Source organism: Alteromonas hispanica, from assembly GCF_010500915.1.
Lineage (GTDB): Bacteria > Pseudomonadota > Gammaproteobacteria > Enterobacterales > Alteromonadaceae > Alteromonas > Alteromonas hispanica.
The window spans coordinates 44,708-60,048 of record NZ_JAAAWP010000010.1; the positions used below are offsets into that span (position 1 = coordinate 44,708).

Genomic DNA, 15,341 nt, shown 5'->3' on the forward strand with positions numbered 1-15,341 from the left:
CAAAGCGCGTCTTGCTTGCCTTACCATGTATCTTGTACTTTTTGATTGCGACGCTTGAGCAACAGGTAAATTAACAAGCTCACGATGAATACCAAGACGACAAAGCCAATGAGCCAGTACCATGGGTTATTAGAAAGCCAAAGCCTTAGCTGCAACCACGCGTCATCAGACTCTCCTATTTCATAGGTTTCGCTCACCTGCATGACAAGAGATGGTGAATTATCATCACTCCAAGCGAAAAAATCTCCGGCCAGCTGTCCCCACATAGATAAGCTCACTAAGTCATTTACCCTTTCGTTTAGCAACTCTGCGGTTTGCGCTGCAAGAATAAACAGTGTGTCCTCACTTTGAGGATTAGCATGTGCAGTAAGAATAGCCTGCGGTCCTAAATCGCTCTTTTGAACAATATTTCCGTCAATCTTCATGGCTTTAAAACTCATATCCTGAGTTGCGTTTCTAATGCGATTGTGAAGACTATTTTGTAAACGATAAGACCACTTTTTAGTTGCTTCTATTGCCGTTGTAAATTCAGTCTGCTGAACCTGCGATAACGACTCTGGCGTACCTAAAATAATGGCAGAACCTTTCATATCTTCGGGCATCTCAGAAGTAATAGACATATTCAATAACGGCGCTTTTACTACCTGAGCAAGCTTCGCACTTAAGGTCAGTGCACTGTCGATAAAGTCTTGTGATGGTATAACAATGGTAGAGGCAGGTGCAGACTCAAACCGCGCTAGTGGATAACCAGTTTCGCCGAACAGGGCTAAATTAGGTTGCACTGCCACATGCCCCGCATCAGGAAGCTCAATGGCTGAGGAATTCTCTAATTGGAAAACTAGGTGTTTCCCTGCAACTTCATCGCAGGGCACTCCAGCTAATGGCGCGCGTAACGTTACGTTAAAATCAATGTTATTAACACCGCCTTTTAAATATCTAGCGGGTACTGAGAGTTTATAATTTTTAAATACTTGCCCATTAGGATTATCTAGCGCAAGGCCGTGAATTAACTCGTCGTTAACTTTGACATTCAACACGGTTCCGGGGCCGTTCCCGGCTCCATAACCAAAGTTAAGTAGCAGCCCTACGCTTGCATTTTCAGGAACATAGAAGTCGGCAGGTAACATAAATGAAGCCCGTTTAGAGAAATCACCTTCATCTCTAAACTGTGCACTAGATATACCTAAATCTTGGAAAGTGTAAGTATTGTCTGGCGCCGCAATATGATGCTTTTGCATTCGCGTAGCGTCCATACCCGATAAAGAAAGAACCGATATTTGAGAAACCATATTTATGGAATCATCCATTACCGCAAGCGCTTCCGCCGCTTTGTGCACGTCTTCTGTAGTGATACCACTAACGATAAGGCGATAGGTAGAAGGTATAATCACTCGATCGCCGATTGAAAACGCGGGGGTGACTTGAGTGTTTAAGTACGGGCCATCAATAGAGTCCACCTGAGTATCTGATAATACGGGTGACAAGGACGCCGCTGTTCCCACTAAAACATGCAAAGGCTCAGTGATGCTTTTGATATTACCCAATAATGTGTCTTGGTTTTTTCTGACCTGTGTTGTGTACCAAGCTGAGCGTTCATATCGCTGAATATTTTTATCCGTCCAACTTTGATTTGTTGTGTCTCTTAGTTCAGGTAACACATACCCTTCAGGAAAAGTTGCATGTTGAATCGCTAGAGGCTGATATTGATTTCTAAGCGCGAGGCCTTGGCTTACCAATGAGAGTGTACGTTGCTTAATATCGTCTTCGGTGTCTGTTGCTGTCACCAGAGACACAGCACGTACTCCGCCAATTCCTGGGTTGAAGAAACCGTTCAATTTATCGAAGGTGAAATTGCTTACGTTATTCGTAGTTGATATTTGCAGTGTGGAATTATACATATTGACTTCGCTCCACAACTCGGGAGCGCTACCATCGACACATTGATTAGCATAGTGTTGGCTAACCTCTAATGTAAGTGTATTAAAGCCATCTCGCCATAATGCATTGGGAACTTTCACTTCAGAAATCAGCGATGGACGTGCGGGGTCGAATCTTATCTGACCTATAGTGGCGTTATTAAACCGCACTACGAGTTGGGAGCGCTTTTCTATCAAGGCTCTGGAGCTAACTACGTCTAGTGTAAGCACCGCCTCTTTAACATCAGCTATTGAAGACAAAGGAATAGCAAAGTCTAACGAGTCTGCCTTTCCCTCCAGTCTAATAATACTTTCACCTGCAAAAAAGTCTGTTAAGCGGTAGGTACTTGTCTCGGCTTGCACAGTGAATGCGAGAAGTAAGCTCATCAGCAAAGTAGGATATATTTTTTTCATTATTTATTCCTTGGCAGAACTTATTTTGTGACTTATTTTTTTAGCCATTTTCTCCAGTGCATGCATGAAATGAAGAAAAGCTGGCTTTAAACCCACACTGAGTACGTGTTTAGCACCATACCAGTATGTTATCGCACGCGTTCTCCTTCGCTGAAAAGACATCCATCTTCTGCTATCCGCTAGCGCAAAAGCTACAATCTCACTGTGCTCTCTTTCTGTACAGGGTGTAAATTGAACACGGAGTAAAGACAACTTGCTGTCATAGTTTAAAACCTTTACTGGCAAGTGCACATTCTTATTTAAAGGCTGACACCAAGCCGTCAGGGTTGCTTCTTCCGAAAATAATGCTCCCTCACCTTTTAATCTCATTCTAGCACCACCAATAGAAAGGTCTACAAGATCACCAACCCAAGCGTTTCCTTTTATTGTTCGTATCACTACATTATTTGTTGCGGGTAAACGAGCCTGGGAGCGCACTTGCTTTCGTTCCAATAGAACACTCAATACAGACAATAAAAGCAAAAGATTGAACCCGTTCCACAACATAACGACAACGGTTAACTCTCTAGTGAGTGGGTCTGAAAAGAATTTTATTACGCCTGTGAAGAAGGCAAATAACAATATAAAAATAAGCCAATAAAAAACACTAGCTAATGGCGATACAAACGTTTTATCTAGGCTCTCACCTTTGGGGGTAACTACGAAAGAAGGCGCTCGAGGCTTCAAAAAGACTTTTATAAGAGCTTTCAATGTGAACGCACATTGAAGTATTTCGTAAATTTCAGATACCAAGGGCCATCGTGTCCTACCGAACAACATGGTGGAAATCATATAAGTAGCGATTACATGAGGAATAGTATAAGCCAGAATCTCAAGCATTGAAGCGTGATAAACCTGCAGCCCAAATACAAGATAGGCCAATGGCATCAACAAGAAAATGATACGAGCGAAGGGAAACAACCAAAACATAATAGAGCTCATATATCCAACGCGCTGATACCACTTGAGGCCCTCGGATTTGAAGGGCTTCTTTAACAAAAGAATCTGAGTCATTCCTTGAGCCCAGCGCATTCGTTGTTGTATGAATGCATCAAAAGTTTCTGGGGCTAGACCACTGACCATCGGTCTGTCAACATAAACAGATTCATAACCCAATTTGTGTAAATCTAATGCGGTTTCAGCATCTTCGGTTATCGACTCGCCAGAAATACCACCCACAAGCTCAAGATGCGCTCTTCTCATTAAAGCGGCTGAACCACAGAAAAATGAGCTTCCCCAGTAATCTAAGCCTTTTTGTATGGTGCCATAAAACATATCATTTTCTGATGGCATTCGAGTGAATGCTGAAAAGTAATTTCTTTCAACGGGGTCTGGATTCGCCATGAAATGGGGTGTCTGTACTAAGAACACGTTATCATTTTTTAACATCCAAGGTACTGTTCTATCGAGAAAGTCCGATGTGGGCACGTGATCAGCGTCAAGAATGACAATGAGGTCACTTCTTGTATTATTTATCGCACTATTCACATTGCCCGCTTTTGCAAACTCATTTTTTGCGCGCGTGTGATAGGTTATGTTATGTTTCTCACAAAGCTTTTGAAGTTTGATACGACGGGCTTTCGCCTTTGATGCGGCGGTTTCATCCTTCGCATTAATTTTCTGATCAGTCCCCCCGTCATCTAATAAGTGAATAAATAACTTATCCTTCGGATAATCGAGTACCTTCGCTGCTCTTATAGTCACTTCAAGAATATCAACGTCTTCATTGTATGTAGGTATCATGACATCGACTGAGGGAAGCCCTTCTGTATTTATTCCCTTTAATGTAAGTAGTGGTCTATTGAGAGGAAATGCGTTTACGATTGCGCCTAGGACTGAAGTGACACCTGCGTAAATTTCAGCAATAAATAAAAGCCAAACAGCAATAGCGGAAATGAGGTCGGTGTAGGTAAGCGTGTATAAACCGCGCCAAAGAAGATAGCGCGTAGTTAAAGCAGTCCCTAAGACAAGTGCTAAAACACGAAAAAAATTTTTATACTTTTGAGTTTGTCGGGCTTCTTTACTACACCACCCAATGGTGAGTATAACAATTGACGATGCAAACAATTGGCCGATAGCATCCATAGGCGCCAATAAAAACGCACCTAGTAACAAGCAAGCAATAAGAACTACACTTACATATCTCTCTTTAAATATAAGCCTTTCATGTTGCGAATTGTCCAAAGCTGCGATCCACTACGTTTAGTTTAGTTACACTTGCGTAGTTCGCTCTATTTATCAAAGTCAGACCGTCGTCAGTAACTTCGACTTCATAATTACTCTTATAAAAAAGTCTAGAAATGTCATCTCGTTGCTGCATTGCACTCTTGCTAGCAATGAAACATACCGGATAAATGGCTAGACCCGTAACAGCAACCAACAAGAGTCCGTAAAAGATCATTGGAGGTATCGTTGGTGCCGTGAATAGAGAAAAAACAAGTGTCGACAAGCAAGTAACTGTTAATATACCAGCAATTTTACGTAAACGAGTAGCGTTGTTGAGCTCTTTTTCGGATTTTTGGAGCAATTGCAGTCTTTTCTGCCAAAGGGCCTGCGTTTCGACGTAAGAGTTGTCTTCCTCTATAGTGCATCGAACTGTTTGTTTTGCCTTGCTTTCAAGTTGCATTTGCTGCTTTGCATACTCATAGATGTTGATAGGTGTACAATCACAAAGCGAATGTTCGAGTAATCTTTCAGAATTGGTTTTTTGACCGATATAACTCGTATCAAGTTTCTTAATCACGTTTTGACCCCACAGAAGCTTGACAAGAGCCTATAGTGTGGCCTGACAAAAAAACATCGCTCACTTCATACAATGTAATTAGAAATAATACGTGTAATGACATCATAGTATCAATTCAACTTTCGGATAAAAAAAAAGCAAACTGGGGGGGGGGAGAAAGAAATCTAGAGCCGTCAATACTCTCAACGTAAGTAAAATTCGACATTAATTTTTGTATCGACCATTATCGAGGCTTCTTAGAAGAAGCTACCTTTTTAATCTACTAATTATGCTTATCAGGTTGCTTATATTAAACACAGTGCCAAATATGCTTCCTACTGAGATGGCGTAGATTAAACCCAACGACTCAGCAACTAAAAATGTTCTTCTTATTTTATGTGTGTCTCTAATGACAATTGAGCCGATGGTGAATATCAAAGACGATGCGTAGGCAATAAAAATATTCCAGTGGTGGTTTAAGAAAAACCACTCGTAGCACAAAAAGCCGATGTTGATCCCGATGAATGCAAACAAGATAAGGTTGCTTCTATTTTTTATTGCAATGATGTTACGAACGCTTGCGAGCAGTGTGCCCACGCCTGCAGCCATAGCGTCTAGCATAAAGAAATGGGCACTTAAACTTGCTAACGCAAAGGCTGATAGAACCAGGTATCTGTCTACATTATTCTGTCTATACCCAATGAAGTTAAGAACTACAGCAAGTGCGCCAAACGCTTCTGCTACCACCATCATGAATTTATCTCTCTAAAAGTATGCGTTAAAAGTACGTATTAAAAGTTGAGGTAAAACGCCTGGCATAATGCTTTAAAGTCCGTTGTGTACGTACCTTCGAGCTCTCGTATAGATAACTCTTGTTCAGCTTGCATCCGTGAAGTTAGCGTCTGTTCCTGTTCCTGTCCCTGTACCTTTGAGGTATCGTCACCAGAATGGGCTTGAAAACGAAACGCACACAGGTAGGGATCACTTTCATTGTTGTGTTTTACTGTTAATTGTTCGGCGAGAGAAAATCCACATGAAAAGGCAGCCTGTTTTATTTCTTCAACACGTTGAAATGGATATAGACAATACAGGCTTCCGCCATTCTTTAGATGTGACGCACTAAACTGAAAAAGCGCTAGGGGTGTAAGCAAGCGAGTTTGTCTTGCAACTGTTCTCGATTTAGTTTGAGTATGGTAGGCATTTGTAGACTTATTCGCATGCTCAAAATAAGGAGGGTTTGAAACAATAATATCAAAGCGCACTTCCGGCTCATATTCATCAAGAGCCTGATGGAGAACAGTAATCTTATTAGGCCACTTCGACGCTCTCACATTATCTCGAGCCTGCTCTGCCGCGTTTTTATCAACCTCAAGGGCCAAAATTTTAGCAGATTCTACGGTTTCCTGCGCTAGCATTAACGCTAGAATTCCTGTCCCTGTTCCAATATCCAATAATGACTGCGCATTGTTTGGCGCTACCCAGCTTCCCAATATTAAGCTGTCAGTATTGACCTTCATGGCACATTTATTTTGTGCCACATTAAATTGTTTACAACGGAACATAATTTCAGGCTACACATTAAGCAGGGAGAAAAACACAACATGGTATTTTACCTTATGCCAGCATTTGATCATATTGTGTTTAAACATATTACGTTTAGCCAATGAGCTTCTTCAATTCTATTGGCTTCTCTGTTTAAGCGGTTACTGCGTTAGCCCTATTATGCTGTTTCGCCTAAAGCTTAGGATCTCTATTTGCAGCTAACGCTACCACTTCTGCAACGACATCATGTTTCTAGCGACATCTATTGGAGCAACAGGTCGGTATTTTTTTAACGGCCCTTTCATGATCGACTGCCAAATAGGCGCGGTTTTTTGCGCGACATCCTCAAGTAACCGAGGCTCATCTCGATCGCCTAACAGCAATGACGGTCTTACCGCCGAGGCGTTTGGCAACTGCGGCATGCGCATTATCGCATTTTCTAATTCACCTTTAACTCTTAAATAAAAATTACTGCTTTTAGCATCGGCACCAACCGAGGATATCCAAACGAAGCTGTCGGCTCTCTGGGCACGAGTTAACTGTGCGGCAACGTGCACATACTCAAAATCTACTCGCCTAAAGGCTTTCTTAGATCCTGCTTTTTTTAGCGTTGTGCCAAGGCAGCAATACACATGATTTACACTAAAGTACCCTTGGTAGTCTTGAAGATTTTCAAAATCAATCACCACCGGCTTCAATCGATTGTGAGGGTCGTAGAACATTTGTGACGAAAGTGGCTTGCGTACTAAACACGTCACTTCGTTGTAGCGTCTATCTTGTAAAAGCATATTTACAAGTGTTCGTCCTACTAAACCTGTCGCTCCTAGCACCATTGCGGATTTCATACATTGCACCTTGTATCATGAGATGGTTTCTCTACAATCTAACCTTCGACAGTAAAATATGCAGATAAAAATGAAAAAAGCCCTTTTAATTGGAGCCGCTATGCTCTCTACTGCTTTACACGCTGAAACGCTCACTATTGAGCGAATTTTCTCATCTCCTTCATTAGACGGCAGCGCGCCACGCACCCTCAAAGTATCACCCGACGGTGCACGCGTTACGTTTTTGAAAGGTAAACAGACAGACTACGAACGCCTCGACCTGTGGGAGTATCACATTGACAGCGGCGAAACACGTATGTTGTTTAACTCTAACGACCTACAAAGCGGTGAAGAAGTGCTTTCCGATGAAGAGAAAGCTCGCCGTGAACGCATGCGCTTAAAAGGCAGCGGCATTGTCAGTTACGAGTGGTCCGATGATGGCACGGCGTTACTGTTCCCTATGGGCGGCGATGTTTATTACCACAAACTGGGTGAAAAAGGCGCTAAACAACTCCTCGACACCGATGCCTTTGAAACAGATATTAAACTCTCTCCAAAGGGCAATTACATTTCTTACATTCGCGACCAAAATCTTTTCGTAAAACATATCGCCTCAGGTAAAGAAATGGCCATCACTAAAGAAGGTGGCGGAAATATCAAATTCGGTATGGCAGAGTTTGTGGCTCAAGAAGAAATGAGCAGAATGACAGGTTATTGGTGGGCTCCCGACGAGAGCAAAATTGCATTCACGAAGGTGGATGAAACACCTGTAGAAGTAATTACGCGCTCGGAAATTTATGCTGATGATATTAAACTCATTGAACAAAAATACCCCAAGGCGGGTACACCTAATGCAATAGTAGAACTAGCTATTCAGTCTCTAAATACGAATGAGCGCACTTGGGTTGATATGGGCGAGAACAAAGATGTTTATCTCGCCCGAGGCCAATGGATGCCAGACAGCACCACATTTACCTATCAATGGCAAACCCGCAACCAGCAAACCCTTGAACTGCGTGCTTTCAATACAAAGACAAAATCGCAAAACGTATTATTAACCGAACGCAGCAATACGTGGGTTAATTTGCACGATGACCTTTTCTTTTTAAAAGACAAAGGTCAATTTGTATGGGCTTCTGAAAGAGACGGCTTTAAGCATCTGTACTTATTCGATAACAGCGGTAAGCTGATTAAACAACTCACACAAGGTGAATGGGTAGTTGACAGTATAGAAGCGATAGACACCGTCAACAATCGCCTCTATTTCTCTGGTAGAAAAGATACTCCGTTAGAAAGTCATATTTATGTTGTACCGCTTGATAGCGAAGACAGCGCAGCCACTATTACTCGTATTACTGAATTAGGCGCCTATCATGACGCAACCTTCAGCAGCGATGCCTCTATCTTTATCGACCGTTTCTCTACTGTTAACTCTCCTTTCCAAGTCAGTTTAAACGATGCTTCAGGCAAACGTATTACTTGGCTTGAAGAAAACAAAGTAGAAAAAGGACACCCGCTTTATACCTATATGGACAGTTGGGCCAAACCTGAATTTGGCGATATCAAAACCAAAGACGGAGCAACGCTGAAGTATCGTATTTACAAGCCAGAAAGCGCGGTTGAGAACCCAGATAAGAAACACCCTGTTATTGTTTACTTATATGGCGGTCCACATGCTCAAGTTGTAACAAATAAGTGGGCGGGAAATCGCGGTTTACTTATGCAGCACTGGGTTGACCAAGGCTTTGTTGTGTTTACGCTAGACAACCGCGGCTCTAATTACCGAGGTAAAGCTTTTGAAGATCCAATTTACAAAAAAATGGGCTCTATAGAAGTTGATGATCAAGTCGCGGGCGTTGAATATTTGCGAACCCTGCCGTTCGTTGACGCAGACAAAATTGGTATTCATGGTCACAGTTACGGTGGCTATATGACACTTATGACAATGTTTAAAGCTGGTGACTATTTCAGTGCCGGCGTTTCTGGGGCTCCAGTGACCGACTGGCGCTTATATGATACCCATTATACCGAGCGTTACATGGGTAATCCAAACACAGAAAATGATGCGTATACTGCTTCCTCTGTGTTCCCTTATGCGAAAGACCTAAAGGGTGACTTGTTAATTTATCATGGAATGGCAGATGACAACGTGCTGTTCACCCATTCAACCATGTTGTACAAGCACCTGCAGGACTTAGCTATTCCTTTTGAAACTATGGATTACCCAGGTAAAAAGCATGGCCTTAGAGGTAAGCAAACCGGCATTCACTTATACAAAACCATAACAAACTTTTTTGAACGAACGCTAAAGTAAAAATAACTTTTTAATATACAAGGGCATAACGGTAATTTATCGGTATGCCCTTTTTTTTGATTATTAAAATTAATAATAAAACTGATAAAAAAGTTTGTTAATTTTTTTTCATGGTGTACGTTGAAAGACGAGTTGAAAACTCGCCCACTGTTAAAAACAACAAAAAAAGTGGGTTCCAACAACAAGTGAAATAGAGTGGTACCTATGAAAAATAATAAATTTATCCCCTCATTAGTCGCAGCAGGTTTGGCGCTTGCAAGTTATGGCGCTGTCGCTGACGACAACAGATATATCATTCAAGTGGATAATGCCTCGAAAGGAATTGTGAAAGCATTGGCGAAACAGTCTGGTGCTGAGATAAACGTTGATGCCGATGGGTTTATTGCTGCAACGTTCAAAGGGAAGACATTAAGTGATGTAAAAGGTTTACTCAATAATCCTCATGTTAGGCTAGTTGAAGTGGATCAGAAGCGCGCCCCCATGGCGCTGTATAACGATGACGCAGGTGATGCAACGCAAACTCAGCTTACACCATACGCAGTTTACCAATCCCAAGCAGATCAAGTCATGTTCAACAGCAACGCTGGCATGAAAGTATGCGTGATCGATTCGGGTTTAGACTCATCTAATGCTGATTTTAATTGGTCTGCAATTACTGGCGACAATGATGTTGGCACAGGTAACTGGTTTGAAAATGGCGGCCCTCATGGTACACACGTAGCAGGTACTATTGGTGCCGCTGATAATGGCTTTGGTGTTGTTGGTATGGCACCAGGTGTAGATATGCACATCATAAAAGTCTTCAATGCAGCAGGATGGGGATACTCTTCCGACCTTGCTCAAGCCGCGCAACTTTGCTCGCAGGCTGGCGCAAATATTATCAACATGAGTCTTGGCGGTGGTGGCGCAAACTCTACTGAAGAGAATGCATTCAAAGACTTTGTGGCAAACGGCGGCTTAGTGGTTGCTGCGGCAGGAAATGACGGTAATAGCGTAAGATCTTACCCTGCTGGCTATTCGTCAGTAATGATGATTGGTGCAAATGATGCTGACAACAATATTGCATCGTTCTCACAGTATCCTTCCTGTTCTAGTGGTCGTGGCAAACGTGTTACCACTGATGAAACCATTTGCGTGGAAGTAACGGCGGGTGGAGTAGACACACTTTCAACATACCCTGCTGGAGGGGCATCAATGTCAGGGCTTAGCGCTGACGGTCAAGGCTTCGCTTCATCAGCAATGGAAAATACCGGCAGCGCGGCGGGCAATACTTACTTCTTAGGTATTGGAGATGCCATAGACAACAATGCGGCGGGTAAAGTGTGCGTAATAGACCGTGGCACAATCTCATTCTACGATAAAGTCAATAATTGTGAATTGTCTGGTGGTATTGGCGCAGTACTTATCAACAACGAGCCCGGCATGCTTTATGGCACTCTAGGCGATACCAATAACACTACAATTCCTGCGGTAGGCGCCGCGCAAGAAGACCGCGCTGCATTGTTAGCTGCTAGCACTATCAGTATATCTATTGGTGCAAGTGACTATGGGTATATGAGTGGTACTTCTATGGCAACACCTGCTGTTGCTGGTGTTGCAGCGTTAGTATGGTCTAACCACCCGACTTGCTCTGGCGAAGAAATCCGCAGCGCACTTAAGGCAACGGCACTAGACTCTGGTGCAGCAGGAAAAGACGACTTCTTCGGTTATGGTATTGTGCAAGCAGCTGACATGAATAACTACCTAACACAGAACGGTTGTGCTGGGGGCGATACTGGAGGTGGTGATACCGGTGGCGGTGATACAGGAGGTGGTGATACCGGAGGCGGCGATTTAACGCTGAGTGCTTCAGGCTACAAGGTAAAAGGAACACAGCGCGTCGATTTAAGTTGGAGTGCGGCAACATCGGACAGTGTTGACATTTATCGTGATAACTCACTTATCACTACAACATCAAACGATGGTGCTTATACCGATGCAATCAACGCCAAAGGTGGAGCAAACTATAACTATCAGGTTTGTGAAGCGGGTACCACTACCTGTTCTGCTACCATCAGCGTTGTATTTTAACCAGTAACAAAATACAGCAAGCGATAATCATGAGCGGGCTTTACTAAAAGCCCGCTCTTTTTTTATGAGAACATTTGCGAGGCTAAGTTCTTCTGTACCGCTTGGGCAGATGAAGCGCTTAGTTCTATTTCGATGGCGTCAGATTTTCCAGATAGCCAAATTTTGAGTTCTGCATCTGTGTCAAAATGCCCTGCTGTTTCAACAATAAACTGAGTAATAGACTTATACGGAATAGAGTGATAATTCACTTTTCGCCCCGTAAGCCCTTGCTTGTCGATTAAAATTAAACGCTTATTTGTAAACACACTCAAATCTCTTACAAGCTTAAATGCCGATGTAACCGTTTCGTTGTCTGCTAGGATAGGAGATAACTCTTCTTGTACGTCTTCAGCACTAGTTTCACTAGCATTTCCCATAATGGTGTCGAACAAACCCATACTCTTATTCCTTTTAGGCTGAGGCGAGTTTAACTCGCCATTGAACTCTATGCGCTAAGGGCTTGGGCTTATCAAGCGCGAAACCTTGTCCAAAGTCTACCTGAAGCTCTCTAAGAACATCCGTGGTCGCCTCATCAACTACAAACTCAGCAACGGTTTTCTTACCCATGCTATGCGCAATGTTGTTTATAGCAGTTACTGTAGCACGGTCGATAGGATCGTAAACAATGTTTCGCACAAACGAGCCGTCAATTTTCACATAGTCTACGTCGAGATTTTTCAAATACGTAAACGACGACATACCTGCACCAAAGTCATCTAGTGCAAAGCTACAACCGAGGTCTCTTAGTGTTGAAATGAAATCTCGCGCCGCATTGAGATTGGTTACGGCAGTGGTTTCTGTTATTTCGAAACAGATCTTTTCAGCGGGCACTGTAGTGCTTTGAATGAGTTGCGCTATTTTTTGCAGCGCAACGTCATCACCTAAGGTTATTCCCGAAAGGTTTATCGCCACTTTCCCAACGTTATCTAAATGAGAGGGGTGAGCTTCTAAAATGCGAATTGTATTTTTCACCACCCACATATCTACCTTGCTCATCAACCCGTGACGTTCGGCCAAGGGAATGAATAGCCCTGGGCTCACCAAACTACCCGCTTCATTACGAAGGCGCAGTAAAATTTCGTAATGCTGTAGGTGCGTGGTTTTCGAGGCATTTTTATGACAAAGCGGCATAATTGCCTGACTAAACAACTCAAAACCATCGTGCTGTAGGGCCCTGTGTAGAGTTTGGAGAAGACTGTTCTCGTTGTCGTCAATAGCATTTTGGTTGTCGCTATCACTATGAATAACATACCGATTTCGACCTAGCTGTTTTGCTTTGTAACAGGCGTTATCTGCTGCTTTTATCAGCGACTCTGCGTTTTTTGTGTTGGCATTAATTTCGATTACACCAATACTTGCGCCGATAAAAAACATTTTATCGTCGTAGAAGAAACGGTAGTTCGATATGCTCTCAAGTAAGTTATCTAGTCGCTTTTTAACGTCGTCTATACACTGATTCTTGAAAATAATACAAAACTCATCGCCACCTATTCTCGCTAATAGATCGTAGGATCGAACGTGGTTTTCAAAAATCCCCGCAACTTCTCTCAGCAGTTTGTCGCCGGCAGGGTGCCCGCAGCTGTCATTAACAAGCTTAAAGCGGTCCATGTCGATAAAGCACATCACGCTTTCTTTGCTTGTGTTGCCTGTTTGGGGGCTTGTTTGAGGTTGTATTGTTGGTTGTATTTGCCCAGTGCTTTCTTTGACTAAGCTAATTTCATTTTTCAAAGGTCCAGTATCGAGATTATCGACAACGCGTATTTCTTTTAAAATGTTTCGAAGCGTTGCATCAAAGGCATAACGATTGAGCAAGCCAGTTAACTGGTCATGATTGGCTTGAAACGTTACCTTTTCCTGCAGCGCGAGCTCTTCGGTAACATCTCGTGCTATCCCTTCTATGGCGATAATGCGCTTGTTCTCATCGAGTATGGGGGTGTCTGAAAACTCGATAATACACTCTCGCCCCTGATGATTGGCGTACCTTACCAAATAAGGTGAAGGCTTTTGCCCATGTGCAATCAAGCGACGTATTTCTAAAGTTTCATCAGGAATTTGACGCACGAACTTTGGTTCGTTGTTGCAAAAGTCATCAGGCTCATACCCAAGCAGCTGCTCAACTCCAGCGCTAACATAGGCAAACCTATGGTTGGTCTTTTTGGTGTATACAAAGTGTCGACGCATACCATCAACCAGTCGTCTGTATCGTTCTTCGCTGTGAGCTAAATCCTGCTGTGCTTTAAAGCGTTCAGAAACATCTCTCACTGTAATAGCGATATTATCCCCTGCCTTTACCACCTGCACTTTCAGCCAGTCTGGTGTTACTTCTTTATTTTCAACGGCTACGTAAGCTTCATAGGGAGTGCCGGTTTTTGCGACATGGGCTACTTTCGTTAAAATATCGCCAAGCGCTAAAAACTGCGCCTGTTGTGCTAACGTCATTGCTTTAAGCTTTTCGATAACCCCCCTGAAAATAAACGCACTGTGCGAGTTCGACTCAACTAAAACATAATCGTCCTCATTAGGCTGATAGATTAATAGCGCATCTAAAGAAGCTTCACTTGCTGTCACGTAACGCTGCTGACTATCTGACAGTCGCACGGCGCCTTTAAGCTGCTTATGAAAAATGTAACTTACCAAGACAGACATAAGTAAGCCCACTGCAATAACGAGCATGCCAGGGTTATATGGGCTAAGCTGCGACTGCATCGATAAAGAAATCGGCCGCTCTAGAAACTGAAATTCGGGAAGCGTTATCTGCGTACCGTCGCTAACAAACTCTCCGCTCTGAAAAAGAACTTCTTCTTGTGCAGTAAGCTCGAAGTTAAATTGAGGGCCTACCAGCTCACCTAGCATCACGCCTAAGATAGTTTGTACATCAAACCCTGCCACTATGTGGCCGTGCTCTGGCTCTTGCGGGCTAATGCTACGCCCAATCAAAATATAATGGTGTTGAGTTAATTCTGAAAACGTTAGCGTACTGGTGAATGTCTCTGTTACAGCATCGATAGTCATGCCTACCGCTGCCATGGGCTTACCAATGAGGGCATTTGAAATACGTGTTTTAGCGGCATATGGTGGCGTAGCTACCCATTCAATTCGCCGGTCAGCATTAATATACACGAGAGAACTGAATCCTCGCTGCATCCCCATTAATGACATAGATTGGGCATTGAACCAGTCTTTTTTGTTTGGTTCAAAAGAGGGCCACGTGCGCATCAAATTAGTTACGGCTTGAATACGCTCTGTAGAAAAGACTTCTAGGCTGATCATGACTTGCTCAGCCACCGACTGCGCTTTTGATATCCTTGCGCTTTTTTCTTCCTTTTTTATATAAACACCGGCAGATACGAATAACACCGCAAGAAAAATGAATAACATCAATGGCAATGCATATACCCGATGATTCATTTGTTTAAACATAGCGTCATCTCAAAATAATTAGCGCTAAATAGTAGCGTTCA

At 43.0% G+C, this 15,341-nt stretch carries 10 protein-coding genes; 2 read left to right on the plus strand and 8 right to left on the minus strand.

Features of this window, described 5'->3' with window-relative positions:
- Positions 1-20 precede the first annotated feature (20 nt).
- From GTW09_RS14470 to GTW09_RS14495, 6 genes are all read right to left on the minus strand, one after another.
- Positions 21-2,330 carry a cellulose biosynthesis cyclic di-GMP-binding regulatory protein BcsB gene (locus GTW09_RS14470; RefSeq protein WP_163112469.1) on the minus strand — a complete coding sequence of 770 codons (2,310 nt, stop codon included), beginning with the start codon at positions 2,328-2,330 and terminating at the stop codon, positions 21-23.
- A gap of 3 nt (positions 2,331-2,333) precedes the next feature.
- A complete protein-coding gene (gene bcsA, locus GTW09_RS14475; protein ID WP_163112470.1) occupies positions 2,334-4,553 on the minus strand; it encodes a UDP-forming cellulose synthase catalytic subunit in 2,220 nt (739 codons plus the stop codon).
- Positions 4,534-5,112, minus strand: coding sequence for a DUF2975 domain-containing protein (locus tag GTW09_RS14480; protein ID WP_163112471.1), 579 nt, complete (start codon positions 5,110-5,112; stop codon positions 4,534-4,536). Before GTW09_RS14480 ends, bcsA begins: the two co-directional genes overlap by 20 nt.
- A gap of 246 nt (positions 5,113-5,358) precedes the next feature.
- The gene (locus GTW09_RS14485; RefSeq protein ID WP_163112472.1) at positions 5,359-5,844 is read right to left on the minus strand and encodes a YgjV family protein; all 486 of its coding nucleotides are present in this window, start codon (positions 5,842-5,844) and stop codon (positions 5,359-5,361) included.
- 38 nt (positions 5,845-5,882) lie between these two features.
- Positions 5,883-6,653, minus strand: coding sequence for a tRNA1(Val) (adenine(37)-N6)-methyltransferase (locus GTW09_RS14490; protein ID WP_275407130.1), 771 nt, complete (start codon positions 6,651-6,653; stop codon positions 5,883-5,885).
- Between the two features lie 204 nt (positions 6,654-6,857).
- On the minus strand, positions 6,858-7,478 hold the full coding sequence (locus GTW09_RS14495; RefSeq protein WP_163112474.1) for an NAD(P)H-binding protein: 621 nt from the start codon (positions 7,476-7,478) through the stop codon (positions 6,858-6,860).
- 70 nt (positions 7,479-7,548) lie between these two features.
- Here GTW09_RS14495 and GTW09_RS14500 point away from each other — a divergent pair, with 70 nt between their 5' ends.
- Positions 7,549-9,771 (plus strand): S9 family peptidase, encoded by a 2,223-nt coding sequence (locus GTW09_RS14500; protein WP_163112475.1) that lies wholly within the window; start codon positions 7,549-7,551, stop codon positions 9,769-9,771.
- Positions 9,772-9,975: 204 nt separating this feature from the next.
- Positions 9,976-11,841 (plus strand): S8 family serine peptidase, encoded by a 1,866-nt coding sequence (locus GTW09_RS14505; protein WP_163112476.1) that lies wholly within the window; start codon positions 9,976-9,978, stop codon positions 11,839-11,841.
- A 62-nt stretch (positions 11,842-11,903) separates the two neighbouring features.
- On the opposite strand, the gene GTW09_RS14510 is transcribed toward GTW09_RS14505, so the two are convergent.
- Both GTW09_RS14510 and GTW09_RS14515 read right to left on the minus strand, forming a co-directional pair.
- Positions 11,904-12,278 carry a PH domain-containing protein gene (locus GTW09_RS14510; protein WP_071980626.1) on the minus strand — a complete coding sequence of 125 codons (375 nt, stop codon included), beginning with the start codon at positions 12,276-12,278 and terminating at the stop codon, positions 11,904-11,906.
- A 13-nt stretch (positions 12,279-12,291) separates the two neighbouring features.
- Positions 12,292-15,300: a putative bifunctional diguanylate cyclase/phosphodiesterase gene (locus tag GTW09_RS14515; RefSeq protein WP_163112477.1), complete on the minus strand. Its 3,009-nt coding sequence runs from the start codon at positions 15,298-15,300 to the stop codon at positions 12,292-12,294.
- Positions 15,301-15,341: the final 41 nt, after the last annotated feature.